The sequence below is a fragment of the Bacillus sp. LUNF1 genome, from assembly GCF_011008975.1.
Classification (GTDB): domain Bacteria; phylum Bacillota; class Bacilli; order Bacillales; family Bacillaceae; genus Bacillus; species Bacillus velezensis.
The window spans coordinates 708,925-729,151 of the sequence record NZ_CP048876.1 but is presented as its reverse complement, the minus strand read 5'-3'; the positions used below and the strand labels follow the sequence as shown (position 1 = coordinate 729,151).

At 48.5% G+C, this 20,227-nt stretch carries 16 protein-coding genes; 4 read left to right on the top strand and 12 right to left on the bottom strand.

The window, feature by feature from the left end:
• Positions 1-141: 141 nt before the first annotated feature.
• Positions 142-1,698, top strand: a complete 1,557-nt coding sequence (locus G4O42_RS03745) for an ABC-F family ATP-binding cassette domain-containing protein (protein WP_012117051.1) — start codon at positions 142-144, stop codon at positions 1,696-1,698.
• 43 nt (positions 1,699-1,741) lie between these two features.
• Here G4O42_RS03745 and G4O42_RS03740 read toward each other — a convergent pair whose 3' ends face one another.
• The 3 genes from G4O42_RS03740 to G4O42_RS03730 form a co-directional block, all read right to left on the bottom strand.
• Entirely contained in the window at positions 1,742-2,926 is a 1,185-nt protein-coding gene (locus tag G4O42_RS03740) for an MFS transporter (RefSeq protein WP_032872451.1), read from the bottom strand.
• A gap of 63 nt (positions 2,927-2,989) precedes the next feature.
• Positions 2,990-3,412 carry a MerR family transcriptional regulator gene (locus G4O42_RS03735; RefSeq protein WP_032872453.1) on the bottom strand — a complete coding sequence of 141 codons (423 nt, stop codon included), beginning with the start codon at positions 3,410-3,412 and terminating at the stop codon, positions 2,990-2,992.
• A gap of 190 nt (positions 3,413-3,602) precedes the next feature.
• Positions 3,603-5,492, bottom strand: a complete 1,890-nt coding sequence (locus G4O42_RS03730) for an ABC-F family ATP-binding cassette domain-containing protein (protein WP_032872455.1) — start codon at positions 5,490-5,492, stop codon at positions 3,603-3,605.
• 158 nt (positions 5,493-5,650) lie between these two features.
• Between G4O42_RS03730 and G4O42_RS03725 the strand changes: the two genes are divergently transcribed.
• Entirely contained in the window at positions 5,651-6,718 is a 1,068-nt protein-coding gene (locus G4O42_RS03725; RefSeq protein WP_007609987.1) for a glycosyltransferase, read from the top strand.
• Positions 6,719-6,765: 47 nt separating this feature from the next.
• Here the strand turns inward: G4O42_RS03725 and G4O42_RS03720 are convergent, their stop codons facing one another.
• From G4O42_RS03720 to yfmT, 3 genes are all read right to left on the bottom strand, one after another.
• Positions 6,766-7,665 carry an SDR family oxidoreductase gene (locus G4O42_RS03720; protein ID WP_032872457.1) on the bottom strand — a complete coding sequence of 300 codons (900 nt, stop codon included), beginning with the start codon at positions 7,663-7,665 and terminating at the stop codon, positions 6,766-6,768.
• Positions 7,666-7,793: 128 nt separating this feature from the next.
• On the bottom strand, positions 7,794-8,198 hold the full coding sequence (locus tag G4O42_RS20210) for a methyl-accepting chemotaxis protein (RefSeq protein ID WP_370466150.1): 405 nt from the start codon (positions 8,196-8,198) through the stop codon (positions 7,794-7,796).
• A gap of 465 nt (positions 8,199-8,663) precedes the next feature.
• Positions 8,664-10,121 (bottom strand): benzaldehyde dehydrogenase, encoded by a 1,458-nt coding sequence (gene yfmT / locus G4O42_RS03710; RefSeq protein ID WP_032872459.1) that lies wholly within the window; start codon positions 10,119-10,121, stop codon positions 8,664-8,666.
• Positions 10,122-10,365: 244 nt separating this feature from the next.
• Between yfmT and bcaP the strand changes: the two genes are divergently transcribed.
• Both bcaP and G4O42_RS03700 read left to right on the top strand, forming a co-directional pair.
• A complete protein-coding gene (gene bcaP, locus G4O42_RS03705; RefSeq protein WP_032872461.1) occupies positions 10,366-11,751 on the top strand; it encodes a branched-chain amino acid transporter BcaP in 1,386 nt (461 codons plus the stop codon).
• 117 nt (positions 11,752-11,868) lie between these two features.
• On the top strand, positions 11,869-13,098 hold the full coding sequence (locus tag G4O42_RS03700; RefSeq protein WP_032872463.1) for an MFS transporter: 1,230 nt from the start codon (positions 11,869-11,871) through the stop codon (positions 13,096-13,098).
• 29 nt (positions 13,099-13,127) lie between these two features.
• On the opposite strand, the gene G4O42_RS03695 is transcribed toward G4O42_RS03700, so the two are convergent.
• The 6 genes from G4O42_RS03695 to ltaS form a co-directional block, all read right to left on the bottom strand.
• Complete coding sequence (locus G4O42_RS03695; protein WP_032872465.1) at positions 13,128-14,066, bottom strand: putative nucleotide-diphospho-sugar transferase; 939 nt, start codon at positions 14,064-14,066, stop codon at positions 13,128-13,130.
• A gap of 15 nt (positions 14,067-14,081) precedes the next feature.
• On the bottom strand, positions 14,082-15,242 hold the full coding sequence (locus G4O42_RS03690) for a glycosyltransferase family 2 protein (protein ID WP_032872467.1): 1,161 nt from the start codon (positions 15,240-15,242) through the stop codon (positions 14,082-14,084).
• A gap of 28 nt (positions 15,243-15,270) precedes the next feature.
• On the bottom strand, positions 15,271-16,182 hold the full coding sequence (locus tag G4O42_RS03685) for a putative nucleotide-diphospho-sugar transferase (protein ID WP_032872469.1): 912 nt from the start codon (positions 16,180-16,182) through the stop codon (positions 15,271-15,273).
• 24 nt (positions 16,183-16,206) lie between these two features.
• Positions 16,207-17,175, bottom strand: coding sequence for a GDP-mannose 4,6-dehydratase (locus G4O42_RS03680; RefSeq protein WP_032872471.1), 969 nt, complete (start codon positions 17,173-17,175; stop codon positions 16,207-16,209).
• 6 nt (positions 17,176-17,181) lie between these two features.
• Positions 17,182-17,946 (bottom strand): glucose-1-phosphate cytidylyltransferase, encoded by a 765-nt coding sequence (gene rfbF / locus G4O42_RS03675; protein ID WP_032872473.1) that lies wholly within the window; start codon positions 17,944-17,946, stop codon positions 17,182-17,184.
• 214 nt (positions 17,947-18,160) lie between these two features.
• A complete protein-coding gene (gene ltaS, locus G4O42_RS03670) occupies positions 18,161-20,089 on the bottom strand; it encodes a lipoteichoic acid synthase (protein WP_032872475.1) in 1,929 nt (642 codons plus the stop codon).
• Between the last annotated feature and the right edge of the window lie 138 nt (positions 20,090-20,227).

The window sequence follows — 20,227 nt, the reverse complement described above, 5'->3', positions numbered from 1 at the left end:
CATAGTATCTCAAATGCACGCGCCAAACGCAATTTTCTTTTTCCTTCCAAGCCTTTTAACAAACGGTCTCCTCCTTTATAATCATAAATGAGAAAGACACATGATAAATAAAACGTGTCTGATAACGATAGAGGTGTAATGATGAGTATTTTATCCGTAAAAGATTTAAGCCACGGCTTCGGTGACCGTGCGCTTTTTAACAATGTATCGTTCCGTCTTTTAAAAGGGGAACACGTCGGCTTAATCGGAGCAAACGGCGAAGGTAAATCAACGTTTATGAATATTATTACCGGAAAACTTGAGCCTGATGAGGGTAAGGTTGAATGGGCGAAAAACGTGCGTGTCGGCTACCTCGATCAGCATACCGTGCTTGAAAAAGGAAAAACGATCCGCGACGTGCTGAAGGATGCGTTCCATTACTTATTTGCAATGGAAGAGGAAATGAATGAGATTTACAACAAAATGGGCGAAGCGGACCCTGATGAGCTTGAGCAGCTGCTTGAAGATGTCGGTGTCATTCAAGACGCCCTGACAAACAATGATTTCTACGTGATTGACAGCAAAGTTGAAGAAATCGCCCGCGGCCTCGGCCTGCAGGATGTCGGACTTGACCGCGACGTCACAGATTTAAGCGGCGGACAGCGGACGAAAGTGCTGCTCGCCAAACTGCTTTTGGAAAAACCGGAAATCCTTCTGTTGGACGAACCGACCAACTACCTTGATGAACAGCATATTGAATGGCTAAAACGCTATTTGCAGGAATATGAAAATGCGTTCATCTTAATTTCTCACGACATTCCGTTTTTAAACAGCGTGATCAATTTGATTTATCATGTGGAAAACCAGGAGCTGACGCGTTATGTCGGCGACTACCATCAGTTTATGGAAGTATACGAAGTGAAAAAACAGCAGCTCGAAGCCGCCTATAAAAAACAGCAGCAGGAAGTGGCTGAGCTGAAAGATTTCGTCGCCCGCAACAAAGCGCGGGTCAGCACGAGAAATATGGCGATGTCCCGCCAGAAAAAGCTTGATAAGATGGATATGATCGAACTGGCGGCCGAAAAACCGAAACCGGAATTCCATTTCAAGCCTGCGAGAACGTCAGGCAAGCTCATTTTTGAAACGAAGGACTTAGTCATCGGCTACGATACTCCGCTGTCACGCCCGCTCAATCTCAGAATGGAGCGCGGGCAGAAAGTCGCCCTGTACGGCGCAAACGGCATCGGGAAAACGACGCTGTTAAAAAGCCTGCTCGGTGAAATCCAGCCGCTGGAAGGCACGGTGGAACGGGGCGAGCATCAATACACGGGCTATTTCGAGCAGGAAGTGAAAGAAACCAATAACAATACGTGCATCGAAGAAGTGTGGAGCGAATTTCCTTCCTTTACCCAGTACGAAATCCGCGCCGCCCTCGCCAAATGCGGCCTGACGACCAAACACATTGAAAGCCGCGTCTCCGTTCTCAGCGGAGGAGAAAAAGCGAAGGTCAGATTGTGCAAGCTGATCAATTCAGAAACAAACCTGCTCGTGCTTGACGAACCGACAAACCACCTGGATGTCGATGCGAAAGAAGAGCTGAAACGCGCGCTGAAAGAATACAAAGGCTCCATTCTGCTGATTTCCCACGAACCCGAGTTCTACATGGATATCGCAACGGAAACATGGAATTGTGAATCTTGGACGACGAAAGTGCTGTAAACACAAAAAGGAACTCCCGCCCATGCGGAAGTTCCTTTTTTTCTTAATGTCCGGCTTTTATTCCGGCGAGATGTTTGCGTCCCATGAGAAGGACAAGCATGCCGACAAAAACGACGATCCCGCCTACTGTATATGGAGTGCTTGCGGTGAAGTGTTCTGACAGCATTCCCGCAATCCACGGAGCGAGCGCACCGCCGATAAAACGGACTGAGCTGTAGGCTGAAGACGCGATTGAACGTTCAACCGGCGCAGAACCCATCACAGCGGTTGTCATGATCGTATTCACCATACCGAGAACAGCACCGGCGACAACGATACACGTAATGATCAACGTCTGATGGTCAGTCCAGATCCCCATGACGATGAGAATGACCGCAAAGGCGATAAAGAGAACGACGAGCGAACGCACTGTTCCCAGCGCTTTGTGCAAGAGCGGCGCCGTAAAGACTGACGTAATTGCCAGCAATAACCCCCAGCCGAAGAAGACGTATCCAAGGCCGTGTTCATCTAAATCCAGCACGAACGGAGAATAAGCAAGCAAAATAAAAAATCCAAAGTTGTATAAGAATGCAGATACTGCCATTGTCAAAAGGCCTTTATATTTGAGCGCCTTCATCGCATCAAACACACCGACGCGTTTCGCCGGTTTCGGCAGCTTCGGCAGCATGAGTGAAATCGCGCAAAGCGCTATGAACATGAGGACAGATACTCCGAAGAACGGAGCGCGCCATGAGATGCTGCCAAGCTCTCCGCCGGCAAGCGGCCCCACGGAAATCCCCAAGCCGAGCGCGGCCTCATACAGAATAATGGCTTTGGCGCTGCCGCCGACAGATACCCCGACAATGACGGCAAGCGCGGTTGAAATAAAGAGAGCATTCCCAAGCCCCCAGCCGCCGCGATAGCCGACAAGCTGAGCGATTGAACTTGAGCTTCCGCCAAGGGCGGCAAACACGATGATAAAAATAAGTCCGAGAAGCAGCGTCCATTTTGCACCGATCCGGCTTGAAATCGCGCCGGAGAAAAACATCATAAAACCGGTAACGAGCAAATAACTTGTAAATAGCAGAGATACTTCACTAGGTGAAGCATGTAATTGTGCGGCGATCGCCGGAAGAATCGGATCGACAAGACCGATTCCCATAAAGGAAATCACACAGGCAAACGCAACCGCCCAAACGGCTTTCGGCTGGCTGAATAAGCCTGTTTTCTGTTGTGATGATGTATCCATTTGACCAGACCTCCTATTTGATCCATTAAAAGAAACGCTATATCCATAGCGTTTACAGCAAAATCATTCGATTGATTGAATGGCGCGTTCAGCTTTTTCTTTCATTCCGTTAAGGCGCGTTTTAAAATGCTGAAATGTGCTGATCTTCTCATCAATCATCTCAAGCTGGTGGTTCAAAGCGTGCTGAATCTCTTCCAGCTTTTCTTTCCGTTCCTTCGGATCCAGTGACAACAAGTACCCCTCTTTGTTTAATTCCAGCTGACGGCTCATCTCCATAAACTGCTGAAGCTCCTGAAGGGAAAAACCGAGCACTTCTTTTGTGCTGGTTACTTTTTCGAGCTCCTCCATATCATCTTCAGAGTAAAGCCGGACGCCGCCTTCTGTCCGTTTAGGAGCAGGAATCAAACCAATCTCCTCGTAAAAACGAATGGTTCGTTTTGTCAATCCGCTTCGCTTGGCAACTTGATCAATCTTCATCCATTCCAAGGTGAATCCCCCTCTTGTCGTATCTGTTTCTATTATACACCATTTGAACCTTAACGTAAACGTAAACTTTTTATGCCTGATAAACTTGGTTTGGACAAAACGTTTGTCTTTAAAGCGCCGGGAAACATCTGTGTTAGATAAAAAAAACCGGTATGACCCGCCATCTTCTCGGGGGCCGTACCGGCTTTTCTTAATTCTCAAGTTCTTCAATCATCAGTGACAATTCGGTCCAGCGCTCCATCGCCGCTTCAAGCTCTTCAGCCGTTTTTGCCTGTTCGGCCATCAGTTCTTGAATCTTTCCGAAATCACTTCCCGCTTCAGCGATTTCCGCTTCCAGACGCTGATGCTTTTCTTCAAGGCCGGCGATTTTGTCTTCGATGCCGTCCCATTCGATCTGATCCTTATATGAAAGCTTTTTGCGCTTTTTCTTCGGCTCTTCTTCCGCCTTTTTCTCTTCGGCCGGCTGTTTTACCGCCGTCTTCTTCGCTTTTGCGTGTTCCATGTATTCACTGTACGAACCTTGGAAACGGGAAATGACACCTTGTCCTTCAAATACGATCAGGCGGTCAATGACGCGGTCAAGGAAATAGCGGTCATGGGATACGGTGATGACGACGCCTGGGAACTGTTCGATATAATCTTCGAGCACGCTTAATGTTTCCGTGTCCAGATCATTGGTCGGCTCATCTAAAAACAGCACATTCGGTTCCTGCATCAGTACATTCAGCAAGTACAGACGGCGCTTTTCCCCGCCCGACAGCTTTCTGATATACGTCTGCTGCATCGGACGCGGGAACAGAAAACGCTCAAGCATTTGTTCCGCGGTGATGACATCGCCTTCCGCCGTTTTGACGATTTCAGCCGTCTCTTTTATATATTCAATGACTTTCATATCGCCGTTCATTTCGCTGTGGTCCTGGGTGTAGTAGCCGATCCGGACCGTCTGCCCGATGGTGATATTGCCGCTGTCAGGCTGAATTCTGCCGGCGAGGCTGTTTAAAAGTGTCGTTTTTCCGATTCCGTTCGGCCCGATGATGCCGATTCGTTCCCCCGGGATGACAAGCTCATTAAACCGGCTGATCAGCGCTTGGCCGTTATAGGTAATGGTGACGTTATCGGCTTCGATCACCTGTTTTCCGAGACGGTGTGAGCCGATCGCGAAATCGAGTGATCCGGAGACTGCCGGCCCTTTTTGCTCCTTGAGCGCCTCCGCTCTGTCCACTCTCGCTTTTTGTTTCGTCGAGCGCGCTTTCGCCCCTCTTCTGAGCCACGCCAATTCGCGGCGCAGGAGGTTTTGACGTTTTGTTTCTTTCTGCTCCGCCAGCGCTTCCCGTTCGGCCCGTTTTTCCAAGAATACTTCATAGTTTCCTTTATACGTATAAAGGCTGCCTCTCTCAAGCTCGTAAATTCTGTTCGTCACCCTGTTCAGAAAATATCTGTCGTGCGTGACAAGCATAACGGCGCCCGGATATTGCGATAAGTAGCCTTCCAGCCATTCAATCGTTTCATTGTCCAAGTGGTTTGTCGGTTCATCCAAAATGAGCAGGTCAGCCGGCTGGATGACGTTTTTCGCAATCGCGACGCGCTTTCTCTGGCCGCCGGACAGCTCGCTGACATCCTTCATCAGATCGGTGACGCCAAGTTTGGTTAAAACCGTTTTGGCTAACGTATTCGCCTCCCACGCATCATTCACGTCCATTCGGGCCTGCGCATCAAGCAGCTGTTTCTGGCGCTGGTCATTTTCCGGTTCTTCATTCAGCGCCTGAAGCGCTTTTTCGTATTCTCTCATCGTTCTCATGACGGCTGATCCGCCGGAATAAATATGCTCAAGTACGGTTTGTCCGGCCGGAAGCTCAGGGTCCTGATGCAAAAACTCAATATGCACGCTTCCTGAAGCCGTAATCTCGCCTTCCTCCGTTGATTCAAGGCCGGCAATGGTTTTCAGAAGCGTAGACTTCCCCGTTCCGTTCGGGCCGATTAAACCGATTCTTTCATTCTCTTCAATATGAAAGGAGATATGGTCGAATAATGTCTTATCTCCGTATGTTTTATAAAGGTTTTCCGCTTTTATGATGCTCATGGTCCCTATCAATCCTCACGTAAGTTCATGTGTTCATTTTAAATCAGGCGCTGGAATAAAACTAGTAAAAGGACAGACAAATTTCTTGGAAGAGATCATTTTGTCCGAAGAATGTTTCCGCCTCTCCTTTTATACACTGGAGGTGAAGAGGTGATGACATGATCAGCGTCAGTTTGTGCGTTATCGTGAAAAATGAAGAGGAAGTGCTTGCGGGCTGTCTTGATTCCGTCAAAGACATTGCGGATGAGATTGTGATTGCTGATACGGGCTCGACCGACCGGACGAAAGAAATCGCGGCCCGTTATACGGATAAGATTTATGATTTTGAATGGATCGATCACTTTGCGGCCGCCCGTAATTTTGTGTTTTCGAAAGCGGAAATGGATTATATTCTGTGGCTGGACGCCGACGATATACTGACGGAAAAGGACCGTGAAAAGCTGATTGAACTGAAGGCGTCGCTTTCAAAAGAGGTGGACGCGGTATCCATGTATTATCACGTCGGCTTTGATGCTCGGGGAGAGGTCAGCTTCAGATACCGCCGCAACCGACTCGTCAAGCGTGAAAAAGGGTTCCGCTGGATCGGAGCCGTGCATGAGTATCTTGAAGTATACGGAAACATCATAGAAACCGATATTGCCGTCACACACCGGAAATCCGAGAAAAAGCACTCGCCTCCCTCAGACCGCAACTTGAAGATTTATGAGAAAATGGCGGAAAACAGTGAAACGATGACACCGCGCGATTTGTTTTACTTCGCGAATGAATTAAAGGATCACGGCCAGTATCAGCGCGCCATCACGTATTATCACCATTTTCTTTCCACAAAACAGTGCTGGATCGAAGACGAGATCAGAACGTGCCAATATCTATCCGATTGCTACAGGGCGGTCGGCCATGAAGAGGCCGCCATGACGTCTCTCTTAAAATCATTTCTGATCGATTGTCCGCGGCCGGAGTTCTGCTGCAGGCTCGGCGACTATTTTGCGGAGAAACGGCAATACCGGCAGGGCGTGTTTTGGTATGAGCTCGCCTTATCCGCCAAAAGCAGTGATGCAGGCTTTACCCAGCTCGAATATTCCACCTGGTATCCCCATCTGCAGCTCTGCGTCTGCCACTGGCAGCTCGGCGACAGAGAAAAAGCGAAGATTCATAACGACAAAGCCGCCTCCTATCATCCGTCACACCCGAGTGTCCTGTATAATCAAAACGTGCTCGGCACATAACATCAAAAAAAAGAGCTGCCCCCGTATGTAGGGCAGCTCCTTATTGATTACGCTGTCGGAATTCCTCCGCTTACACTGTAAATTTGGGATGTCACATAGCTCGATTCTTCTGAGGCCAAAAAGACATAAATCCCTGCAAGCTCCGCCGGCTGTCCGGCACGCTTTAATGGGACGGCCGGTGTTTCCTTGCCGAATTTCGGAATGTTTTCACCGGGCTGTCCTCCCGAAATCTGCAGCGGCGTCCAGATCGGCCCCGGCGCTACCGAGTTGACTCTGATTCCTTTATTCGCCAGCTGCTTTCCTAAGCCGACGGTAAAACCGATAATGGCATGTTTCGTCGCGGCATAATCCAACAGCATCGGGCTTGGATTATACCCTTCTACGGACGTTGTCGTGATAATAGACGCGCCTTCCGGCAGATACGGAAGCGCGGCTTTGACGAGCCAATACAGCGAGAATACGTTGACTTCAAATGTTTGATAGATTTGTTCTGTGGCAAGATTGCTGATGTCATCCACTGCCTGCTGTTTGCCGGCGACAAGAGCGAGCGTGTCAAGACCGCCAAGCTCTTGATACGCTTTTTCCGCCAATTCTCCGCAAAACGCTTCATCGCTTAAATCTCCCGGCAGCAGAACGGCTTTTCTTCCCTCTTTTTCAATTAACGCTTTCACTTCTTCGGCATCCGGCTGTTCCTCAGGCAGATAGTTAATCGCCACATCCGCCCCTTCCCGGGCATAAGCAATCGCGGCGGCCCGGCCGATACCTGAATCGCCGCCGGTGACGAGGGCTTTTCTTCCCTTCAGCTTGCCGGCTCCTTTATAGCTTGTTTCACCGCAGTCCGGCACAGGCTTCATCTCTTTTTGCAAACCGGGCGGTTCTTGATATTGTTTTGGAAATTCATCATGATCATATTTCGTCAGCGGGTTGTGCAGATTTGCATCAGACATACAAGACTCTCCTTTATCATTGGTGATGTATTCGTATGTGTACCCCTGAGCATGACGGATCAAACGTGTAAGTGCAGTTTCCGATTGATAAAGGGAAAACAAAAAAGGAGCCCGTAAGCTCCCTTTTTTTATGATTCTCCGAGTACGTTTTCAGCCATTTTCGCTAAATGCTGGGCGCTTCCCGAAATTTCCTGCATCGTTGCAGAAATTTGTTCAACCGCCGCCGCTTGGCCGTTTGTGTTCTGGTTGATGGATTCAATAGAGTCCTCCAGCCCTTTCAGCAGGCTGTGGATTTTTTTCGTAATCTGGTCAATTTGGCCGACGTTGTCTTTTGAATGAGTGGCAAGCTTGCGGATCTCATCCGCCACCACGGAAAAGCCCTTGCCGGATTCTCCTGCTCTCGCGGCTTCAATGGCCGCATTCAAACCGAGCAGATTGCTTTGATCCGAGATGCCCTTGACAGTGACGGAAATGTCGGCGATTTCTCCCGCGCTTTCACTGACTTGTTTCGCCTGAGTGGAAATCCCGGTCATCTGTGCTGAGAAACCGCTGATGGATTCTGAGATATCCGCGATGGCCGAAGCGGTCTGTTCCACGACGGCGGACAGGCTTTCAGCGACATCGTGAAGCTTGGCTGATTTTTCAAGGCTGGTGCCGAGACCGACGCCGCCGATGACTTTTCCGTTTTCATCGTGAAGCGGAATCGCTCTGGCGATCAGCGGAAATCCGAACAGCTCTTTCGGCACCATGCTTGTCTTCTTCTGATTCATGCGGATCGCGTCTGTAATGATGTCCCCTTTTTGCAGCGGGTCTCCCGGCTTTACATTAAGAGAAAACGTTTTAGCCGGAATATTCACGATTAATTTTTCTGTATCATAAATTCCGATGGTGATGTCATCTTGGATCAGGCTGTTTAAAAAAGGCGCAACTTTGACAAAAGCGTCAAGCAGGCTGTGCGTTTGCTGCTCCGTCTGTATACTCATTTCTTTCACTCCTTCTTAATATGGGAATTGCCGTTTTTCATGCTGAACCGAAATCCATTTCAGCGTGGTGAATTCTTCAAGGCTCCATTCGCCGTTCAGCCTGCCGAGACCTGATTGTTTCTCGCCGCCGAACGCGACGTTCGGTTCATCATTAATGGTCGTATCGTTGACGTGAATCATGCCGGTTTCGATCCGCTTAGCAAACTCAACGCCGCGCTCAACGTTTGCCGTATGCACGGCTCCGCTTAAACCGAACGGTGTCGCGTTTGCGATGCTTACCGCTTCATCCTCCGTTTCAAACGGCATGATGCAGACGGCCGGTCCGAACAGCTCCTCCTTCGCGATGCTCATCTCAGGTTTCACATCTTTTAAAATGACGGGCTCAGCGACCGTTCCGCTGAATCGGCCGGACAGCACCGGAACCGCTCCCTCTTCTATCGCTTTTACGACAGACCGTCTCAGACCTTCCGCCTGCCTCTCATTGATTAAAGGACCGATAACCGTATCAGGGTCCATCGGATCGCCGACTTTCAGCGATGACACTTTCGCTTCGTAAAGCTCTGTAAATTTGTCATATACAGATGTGTGAACGAGCACGCGGTTCGCCGACATACAGATCTGGCCTTGATGCGTAAACCGGCTGAATACGGCCGCATTGACGGCGTATTCAAGATCAGCATCCTCAAGCACGATCAGCGCGCTGTTTCCGCCAAGCTCCAACAGCGGTTTTTTAAAGTGTTTGACTGCAAGCTGTCCGATATAGCTGCCCACTCCGGTTGAGCCTGTAAATGAGATAATCCGCGGCACGGGATGCTCAACAAAGCTGTCGCCGATCTCCCCGATATCTGTCACGATAACATTGAGCAGCCCGTCCGGTACGCCGGCCGCTTCAAAAATTTTCGCGATAAGCGTTCCGCCGCAGATCGGTGTTTCTTCATGAGGCTTCAGCACGACGCCGTTCCCCGCGCCGAGTGCCGGCGCAACAGATTTCATCGAAAGGAAAAACGGGAAATTAAACGGGCTGATCACCCCCACGACTCCGGCGGGTATTCTGTACAGTCTGTTTTCTTTTCCGTCAATCGTGGACGGGAGAATTTTCCCTTCCATCCGCACCGGAAATGTTGCGGCTTCTTTTATCATATTTTTGACAAGTCCGATTTCAAACTCAGCCTTCAGCCGTGTTCCGCCAAGCTCCTCCATGATTAAGTAAATAATCGCTTCTTCGTGCTCTTCAATGAAAGAAACGGCGTTTTCCAAAATGGCCCGCTTTTTAAAAGGGTTTACTTTGTCCCATTCTTGTTTCGCAAGAGCCGCGGCGCGATATGCCGCATCCACATCATCAGACGTCGCTTTTTGGAATGAGGTGATGACTTTTTGAGTATAAGGATTTCTGTTTTCCAATACGTTCCGGCTGCTTCCATCCCTCCATCGGCCGCCGATAAACTGCTTATTTAGTTCTTCATATTGAAACATGTAAACATCTCCCTTTCACCGAAACTTGAAATTAGTTGATGAGTCATCTTTTGTATCGGTCTTAAGGTGAGAAAATTGAACTATTTCACAATAAAATTCCCGTTCCTTCCGCGCATCGACGCTTTTTAGCTTTGTCCTTTTAAAGTGGAAAATTCTTTAATTGACTGCGAGAAATTTCGACAATATAATACAAACGTCAGTGTATATAATGATAAGAATATTATGAATTTTCAGGAGGACCCATATGTCTTTACTATTTCGGAAAAAGCCGCTGGCCGACTTAAAGGCCCAGAGCAAACAGACCAGCCTGTCCCGCTCGTTAAGCGCTTTTGACTTGGTTTTGCTCGGAATCGGCTGTGTTGTCGGCACGGGGATTTTTGTGATTACCGGGACTGTGGCCGCGACAGGCGCAGGACCGGCTTTGATTCTGTCGTTTGTGCTCGCGGGCCTTGCCTGCGCGCTCGCCGCGTTTTGTTATGCGGAATTTTCTTCATCCATTCCGATTTCAGGCAGCGTATATACGTATTCATATGTCACTCTCGGGGAGTGTCTCGCGTTTTTAATCGGATGGGACTTAATGCTTGAATATGTCATCGCGCTCGCCGCCGTCGCAACCGGCTGGTCATCCTATTTCCAGTCGCTTCTTGCAGGCTTCGGGCTGCATCTTCCGGAGGCGCTGACCGCCGCACCCGGCAGCAAAACGGGTGCCGTGTTCAACCTGCCGGCCGTTATCATTATTTTGGTCATTACCGCGATTGTTTCAAGGGGCGTGAAAGAAAGCACCCGCTTTAACAATGTCATTGTATTGATGAAAATTGCGATCATTCTGCTGTTTATCATCGTCGGTTTCGGCTACGTGAAACCGGAAAACTGGTCGCCGTTTATGCCGTTCGGAATGAAAGGCGTCATCACGAGCGCCGCGACCGTTTTCTTCGCGTATCTCGGATTTGATGCCGTGTCAAACGCGTCGGAAGAAGTGAAAAACCCGCAGAAATCAATGCCGGTCGGAATCATCGGCGCGCTCGCCATCTGCACCATCCTTTACATTACGGTATCGCTCGTCCTGACGGGAATGCTTTCGTACACCAAGCTGAATGTCGGAGATCCGGTATCTTTCGCACTCCAATTTGTCGGCCAGAACAAGATAGCAGGCATTATTTCCGTCGGCGCGATTATCGGGATTACAACGGTGATGCTCGCTCTGCTTTACGCTCAGGTGCGCCTTACATTTGCGATGAGCAGAGACGGCCTTTTGCCACGCATGTTTTCCAAGGTTCACCCGCGTTTTAAAACACCGTTTCAAAACACATGGGTGACGGGGATCGCTGCTGCCGGGATCGCGGGTTTTATTGATCTGGGAACCTTGGCGCATCTCGTCAATATGGGAACCTTGGCGGCCTTTACGGTCATTGCGATCGCCGTCATCGTTTTAAGAAAGAAACATCCGGAGATCAAATCTTCCTTCCGTGTTCCTTTCGTGCCTTTTGTGCCGATCATCAGCGCATGCTTATGCCTGTATCTCGCAAGCAGCCTGCCGGGCGTGACATGGCTCGCCTTTGTCATCTGGATCGCCGCCGGGATCGTCGTTTATATGATGTATTCGAGAAAACACAGTTTGTTAAATAAATAAAAAGGGAGGCTCTTTTTTCTGTTTGAGAAAGAAGAGCCTTTTTTGCACTTGATAATTCATTCACCTTATGAATAATATGGTGTATGCTTCGTTTACATAAAAAGGAGGAGAATCACTTTGGCAATTGCCGCCCCGCTTAAAGAAAAACCTGTCCATCGTCCCGAGACAACCATGTATTCTATTTTGTTCATTATCGGGATCTGTCATCTGCTGAACGATTCACTGCAAGCGGTGATTCCGGCGATGTTTCCGATTTTGGAACGTTCCATGAATCTTACATTTACGCAGCTCGGAATGATCGCCTTTACGCTGAATATGGTGTCTTCCGTGATGCAGCCCGTCATCGGCTGGTATACAGATAAACGCCCGATGCCGTATGCTTTGCCGCTCGGACTCACCGCAAGCATGCTCGGCATTTTAGGTCTCGCGTTCGCCCCGTCTTTTCTGACGATTTTATGCTGTGTCTTTTTTATCGGCCTTGGCTCCGCCGTCTTTCATCCTGAAGGATCGCGTGTCGCCTACATGGCCGCTGGCGAAAAGCGCGGCTTGGCGCAATCGATTTACCAAGTCGGAGGGAATACCGGCCAGGCGATGGCACCCTTGATTACCGCGCTGATTCTCGTTCCGCTCGGTCAATTCGGCTCTGTCTGGTTTACGCTTGTCGCCGCAGTCGCTGTGCTGTTTCTCATTTATATCGCCAAATGGTATAAAGGCCGCCTGATTCATTTGCGCGCCGTAAGTAAAAAATCACCGGCCTCCGCTGTGCAGACCGTGATTACAAAACCGATTATTCTCGCCCTTATCATGATTATCTTCTTAATTTTCGCGCGCTCCTGGTATGTGAGCGCGATCGGCAACTTTTATACGTTCTATGCGATGAATGCCTATCATGTCAGCATTCAGCAGGCACAGAGCTACATCTTCGTCTTTTTATTTTTCGGAGCTGTCGGAACGTTTCTCGGCGGGCCGCTTGCAGATCGTTTCGGAAAGCGGAACGTCATCATCGTTTCGATGATAGCATCGGCTCCATTGACGATTTTTCTTCCGTTTGCGGGGCCTGTCATCGCCTATGGCGTACTGGCGCTGATCGGTGTTGTTCTGATGTCCAGCTTCTCCGTGACGGTTGTCTACGCGCAGGAGCTTGTTCCCGGCAAAATCGGAACAATGTCAGGGCTTACGGTCGGGCTCGCCTTCGGAATGGGCGCGATCGGAGCCGTTGCGCTCGGAGCTCTTATTGATTCAGCAGGATTGACGCCGACCATGACAGCCGTCGCCTTTCTGCCCGTTTTAGGTCTGCTCGCCTTTGTCCTGCCGAGCGACAAAACATTAAAAGAATGGCATTCATAAAAATAATCCCTGCCTTTTCGGCAGGGATTTTATGTTTCAACCGTATAAAAATGAGTGTCAGGAACCGCATATTTCGGAATAAACCCGTCTCTGAAATCAGGAAACGCTTTTTGAATTTCATCAATCCATTTTTTTACGTTTTTGATGTACGGCACGTAAATCATATTGACTGTCGCCTCGTCATCAATGTGATAGTACCAGCACAGATTGAATTCGTTCTCCGTGACGAGCGTAAAGCCTGAAAAATGATAAAACATCAGCGGGGTGTCATTGACATATACAGCCCCGTCGCGCAGGCTGACGTCATATTGCTCAATATTCCACAGCGCCGCATTCGCGCCGATCGACTCCGTGACATGAACGTCTTCAAACTGCGCGGGCCACTTTTCAACATACCTTTGGTCACCGTATGTCTTTTTTTCTTCATTCATCTCCACCGTACAATAGGAGATGCAATCCTGTCTCCACTGCCAGACCGCCCGATACGCTTCCCCGGTATTCCGCGCGCCGACAAACCCGGTGTTGTACTGCCCCGTCAGCTTGTAATAAGACGCAAACCGTTCTGAATTGCGGTGATCCGTCAGAAAAAGGGAAGCATCCGGCTTTTCCGCAAACAGCTCGCCCGCATCTGAGAAGAAAAAGAGATCGGTGTCCAAGTGGGCAAAATATTCGGCTTCATCATACTCTGTCATCACATGGAACAGAAATGCCGGCTTCAGCGTCCAGCAATATTCATGAAACGTCCGGCCGCCCTTTGCTTCAAGCAGCTCCGGGTCCTCCATTTCATGGAGCTGAACCGCCGTGACATGTTCCCACGGCACCTGCTGAAGCAGTTCGTACGCTTTCTGATCGACACACAGCACATACAGATGAAAATCCCGGCAATGCTCATGGAGAGAATGAATCATCGGCATCAGTTTAAAGATATGCGTTCTGGAAACAATGGTTGAAAAATGATATTTACTCACCATATCACATCCAATTTATTTAAGATCCACATGCAGTAAATCAGCAGCCAGCGCTTTGAACGCCCTTGCAAAGTGCGTGACGCCCAGCTTTTTTTCCGCTTTTGCCAAAAGCTTTCCGACCTCCGGCAGATTGAAGCTGTTCGCCGTGATACGCGGGCTTTTCGTCTTCCAGTCCGGGTCGAGGTTGCGGTCTTTAACCGCGTGCAGCAGCTCGAGAAAAATGTGCAGCAGGCTTTCATATTTCTCATAATCAAGCAGCACTTCGATGTCTGCCATCATGCTGTTGGTTAACTCCGCGTCAAACGGGCCGTTAAACGCGAGGTGCACGTCAAGCGAATGAATGTCATTGTACTTGTCGCACATGTACGCGATATTCGCCCTGATGTCATCAACGGAAGCGCAGTTGCTCGGATGCTCCTGATGGACGCTCATGATATCGCGCCGCAGCTGAAATCTCATTCCCGACTGATGAAGCCTGATGCCGAGATCATAATCTTCAAAACCGTATCTGACGATGCCCTCATCAAACAGGCCGAGATCTGCCACGTGCTTTCTCTTGACTGACGAATTGTTCGTAATGAAAAAACGCCACGGCAGACGGTAGCCGTTCAAATCATCTCCGTATTTTTCCAAAATGCTTTTCAGCACACGGATAAAGTCGGTATCTAAATCAAAGCATTGGTCAAGAAAACTTCCGTCTCTGATGTCACTTTCATCAAGGAGCGGCTCTTTATCGCCCGGCAGCTCTTCATACAGTTCGGCGAGTTTTTCCTTATGCTCTTTTTCAAAACGGTCATAATAAAAGCTGTAAATCCGCTTCCAGAACATACCGCATACGACAAGATCGTCCCGGTTCTCATGAGCCTTGATATGCTTCGCCACCAAATCTTTTTCAGCAAGCATATCGCTGTCATGGAAGATCAAAATATCGCCTCTGGCATTGCGGACCGCCTGATTCCGGCCGTAAGCGATTCCTCTGTTTTCTTTAATTCTCACAAAAATCAGCGGAAAATTCGCGCTGAATGATTCCAGCATGGATAAGGTTCCGTCTTCCGAACCGTTGTCAGCCACAATCACTTCGAACGGCTCTGTGCATTCCTGTTCATTCAGGGACAGCAGGCTGTTATAAAGCCTCTCCTTGGAATTATATGCGGGAACAATGACGCTTGCCTTCACTTTTCGTTCACTTCCTGTATATGATCATTTATTTGTTATCATCCTCAGATGCAAAGCCGCTGAACTCCGGGCAGACGGCGCTGACCGTCCCGATCACCCGCTTCAGAATGTCCTGATAAAGCTGATGGACAAACGGCAGATCGGTCCGGTCCGTCTCATGAATCTGCCGAATGTCGCCGGCTGTAATGATCCGGTATCCGCTGAAATGATAGAAAATCAGCGGACTTCCGTCTTCAAGCACAAGACGTCCGTCCTTCCATGAAAATGTGTGGCGGCCGTAATTCCAATGTCCGATATTCACGCCGGGCGTGGTGATGTCACACACATTCGGGAACAGGCCGGACATGTAATCCAAGTAGCCTTGATCTCCGAATTTTCCTTCGCCCGGCGCATTTTTGCATTCTTCAAGGCAGCGTTCTTTCCACCATCTGAGACAATCTGTGCCGGCACTGTCGGTTTTGAAGCTGAGAAAACCGGAATTATACCGGCCTAAAAGACGCTGCAGCATGTCGATTTCCTGTTTTTCAAATGAGGGAATGACGATATCACCCCGTGACAGAAGCACCGAACAATCCGGCTGATTGTCAAAAATCGCGCGCGGATCAGCGAAGAAAAACAAATCGGCATCAATGTAAGTGACACGCTCTAATACCGGATGTCCGTCCAGCACGAATTCGAGAAATACCGGCTTCACCGTCCAGCAGTATTCGCTTTGATCCCTCGTCCGCTTCAGTTCAAGGAGCTCCTCATTTTCCAGTGCGGACACCTGAATCAAGGTGACATTATCCGGCCGCATTGCCTGAAGCACGTCATAGGTGTCTTGATCCATACACAAAGTAAAAATGGGGGCGTCCGCCTGAACCGCTTTCAATGAGCCGAACAAAGCGATAGCCTGATACAGCCTTCCTTTTGATAAAACTGTGCAATATGCGCTTGTCACGTCTTTCTCTCACCTCTGTTTCTGTTACTTTTGAAAAAAGGCTTTATACCATTCGATCGTTTTTTCCAATCCTTCATCAATGGTATGCGCGGGTGTCCAATTCAGAAGCTTCCTCGCCTTTTCCGCCGATAAATATTGGTGCTTGATTTCATGGCTTCCCTGGTTGAGCACTTTCGGCTTAAGGTCACTGTCCATGGCCTTAAGAATTTTTTCTACAAGCTCCAGCACCGTCAGCTGAATCTCATTGCTGAAGTTGAACGCTTCCCCCGCAAGATTGAGCTCCTCCATCTTTTCCGCCAGCAAAAGGTATGCCTCGACCGCATCCTCGATGTAAAAATAATCACGGATAAATGTGCCGTCGCTGCGGATTTCCGGCGCTTCACCGTTCAGCACGAGCTGAATCGTCTGCGGAATAATCCGATTGAAGTTCAAATCTCCGCCGCCGTACAAGTTGCCGCAGCGCGTAATACAGACCGGAAGTCCGTACGTATTAAAATATGTGTGGCTTAACAAATCGGCACAGCTTTTTGATACGTCATACGGATGTTTGCCCTGAAGAGGCATGTTTTCATCGTACGGCAGTGCCGGCTGGTCGCCGTACGCTTTATCACTGGACGCGACGATCACCCGCTTGATGAGCGGATGCCTGCGGCACGCTTCAAGGATGTTCCATGTGCCGAGAATATTGGCTTCAAATGTGGAAATCGGATTGCGGTTTGCGACGCCGACGATCGCCTGAGCGGCTAAATGAAAGACCGTGTCAATTTCATATTCGCCCAGCGCCCGCTCAATCACATCCAGATCCTCAAGCGCGCCCTGCACGATATTCATTTGCTTCACTTGTTCTCCCTGATACAGGTTCGACTTGGGCACAGTGTCACGGACAAGTCCCGTCACATTGGCCCCCTGATCGATCAGTTCCTTCACCAAGCAGCTTCCTAAAAGACCTGTACATCCCGTCACAAACACATTTTTATTTTTCCAGAAACTCAAACTTGATCACCATACCTTCCATACATGTTGTCCCCGGTCCCACATGTTGTTGATTTCCAGCAGATTTTTATACGTATCGATCGCCGTCCAGAAACCGTAATGCCGGTATACCGCCAATTCGCCGTCTTTCGCCAGCTCCTTCAGCGGTTCTTCTTCAAACATGACGTCTCTGTCTTTCGGCAGATAATCAAATACCTTCGGGCTGAGCACGAAAAATCCGCCGTTGATGATGCCGTCACTTGAGGTTTTTTCAGAAAAGCTTTTCGCCATACCGTCTTCAACCGTCAGCGTTCCGAATTGCGAGGTCTTTTCTATACCGGTGACGGTTGCCGCAGCCCCTTTTGATTGATGATAGCTGATCAGATGAAACAGGTTGATGTTCGCCAGTCCGTCCCCGTACGTCATAAGAAAGGTTTCATCACCGATGATGTCCTTCGCCTGTAAAAGCCGCCCCGCTGTCTGCGTGTGTTCCCCCGTGTCTAAAAAAGTGATTTTCCACGGCTCGGATTTTCCCAATATCCGCACTTCTCCGGTAGAGCTGTCCAGCGTCATGCTGTGATTCTTCCAGTCATAATCTAAGAAATATTCCTTAATCATCTCTCCTTTGAAACCAAGAAGCAGGATAAATTCGTTCACGCCATAGTATTGATAGAGTTTCATAATATGCCATAGAATCGGTTTGCCGCCTATCATGGCGAGCGGTTTGGGACGTTCATTGGTGATTTCGCTCATTCTCGTTCCTTTTCCGCCGCAGAGAATGACTGCTTTCATCTCTACCCCTCTTCTCTGTGAATATTGGATTCGAAACCGCCCGTATAAGAGAAACCAACCCGATAATTTGTCCGATTCTCTATCACCGGTTTCAAAATCTACTGTAAGATATGAGAGATTGGCGCCCTTTGTGACCAAAAGCTCTCTCTTTTTTCAGATTGGTGAAGATACACACAAAAAAGAGCCTCACGGAAATTCCGTAAGGCTCTTTCTATTATTTATTATCCTGATTCAGCTTTTCTTTGCCGTAATGATATTTAGACGGATCAACCGGCGTAAAGTCGCTCAATTTGTGGAATCTGAGCAAGTCTTTGTACATCACGCTGTCAGACAGCTTCAGCTGCTCTGTGACTCTGGCTTTCAGGTTTTTCGTTTCCTGATTGCCTTTCAGTTCTTTTCCTGTCTTCGTATCGTATACGACATTGGAGATGGAAGTATATTTCGGCGTGACGTAATCTCCGTTACGGAACGTCACCGTATCATCATGGTCTTTCGAGAAGAGATCGGTGCCGAAATTAATATATTTCTTAGAATCGATGCCTTCCAAGTGAAGGATCGTCGGCACAACGTCCATTTCACCGCCGTACGTATGGTTCACCCCGCCTTTTTTGCCGGGGATGCGAAGCATAAGCGGCACACGCTGATTCTGTGCGTTTTGATAAGGCGTAATTTCTTTGCCGAGAATTTCTTTCATCGCGCGGTTATGGTTTTCAGAGATTCCGTAGTGGTCTCCGTAAAGCATAATCACCGAGTTGTCATATAAACCGGATGCCTTCAGATCTTTAAAGAACTGTTCAAGCGCTTCGTCGAGATAACGCGCCGTCTGGAAATAGTCATCCACAGTCGCGTCGCCCGTTTTCGCTTTTTCGATCGTTGCGTCTTTTTCATCAAGCGTAAACGGATAATGGTTCGTCAGCGTGAGCAAATGCGCGTAGAACGGCTGTTTCAGCGATTGAAGCTTCGGTACGGATTCTTTGAAGAATGGTTTATCCTTCAGACCCATATTGACAAGGTTGTCATCAGACATATCGTATGTGCTGGCGTCAAAGAATTTATCGTAGCCGATATGTTTGTAAATCTGGTCACGGTTCCAGAATGATTTGTAGTCACCGTGTAAAACGGCGCTTGTATAGCCCTCACTTTGGTCAAGGATGGCAGGAAGCGATTGATACGTGTTTTCCCCTTTTGTCACGAAGGCTGACCCTTCAGGCAGTCCGAACAGGCTGTTATCCATCATCAGCTCGGCGTCAGATGTTTTACCTTGGCCCGTTTGGTGGAAAAAGTTATCAAAGTACGTCATGTCCTCTCCGCCGCGTGCGAGTTTATTCAGGAACGGCGTGACTTCTTTTCCGTCAAGTTTGTAGTTGATCAAAAACGATTGGAAACTTTCCAAGTGAATCTTAATAATGTTTTTGCCTTTGGCCTTGCCGAAATACTCGGCGTTCGGCTTCGCGTAATGCGACGATGTGTAGTTTTCAACGCTCGTCAGGTCATCGCTGCTGGCATATGCCCGCTGTGATTCCGTCTGCGCCGTCTGTACGCCGTCATAAATCGTGTAATTATAAAGGCCTAAGTATTTTACAATGTAATTGCGGTCAAACGTTCTTGTCAGCAGCTCCGGGCGGTCCTCTTCGGCAATCGCCAGGTTCACGAAGAACAAAACAATACCCGTCACGATAATTAATGACGTATACCGTTTTTTCAGCTTGAATTCCTTCAGCTCACGTCTCCACACCAGAAGCGCGATTAAAATAATAATATCAACAAAGTATAAAATATCATGGCCGGACATAATGCTGAAGATGCCGTCTCCCATATTTCCGACATTACCGGATTGCTTTAAGTTAGGGAATGTCAAGAAATCATCGAAGAATCGATAGAATAGGATATTTGCATACAAAATAAACGTCATGATGAAATCAATAATCACCATGATAATCGCTGATTTGCGGCCTTTCGCAAACAATGCCAGTCCTAAAAAGAAAATGGCGCTTGAGAACGGATTGATCACAAGCAGAAACTGCTGCGTCGGACCCTTCACCCCAAGGTTGAATTCAGCATGATAGGCTAAATACGTTTTGGCCCAAAACAAAATAATAGCCAGTACAAAAAAACTAAGTCTGTAAGAAAATAATTTCTTCATGGCAACCTCTACTTTCCTAAACACTTTAAATCTGTATTCTTACTTTTTGCTTCAATTCCTGCTTTCCGAGCAAAACGAAAGCATCACACAGCCCCATAAACACACCATTTAAAAAAACGATATATTTATCATTCGTGT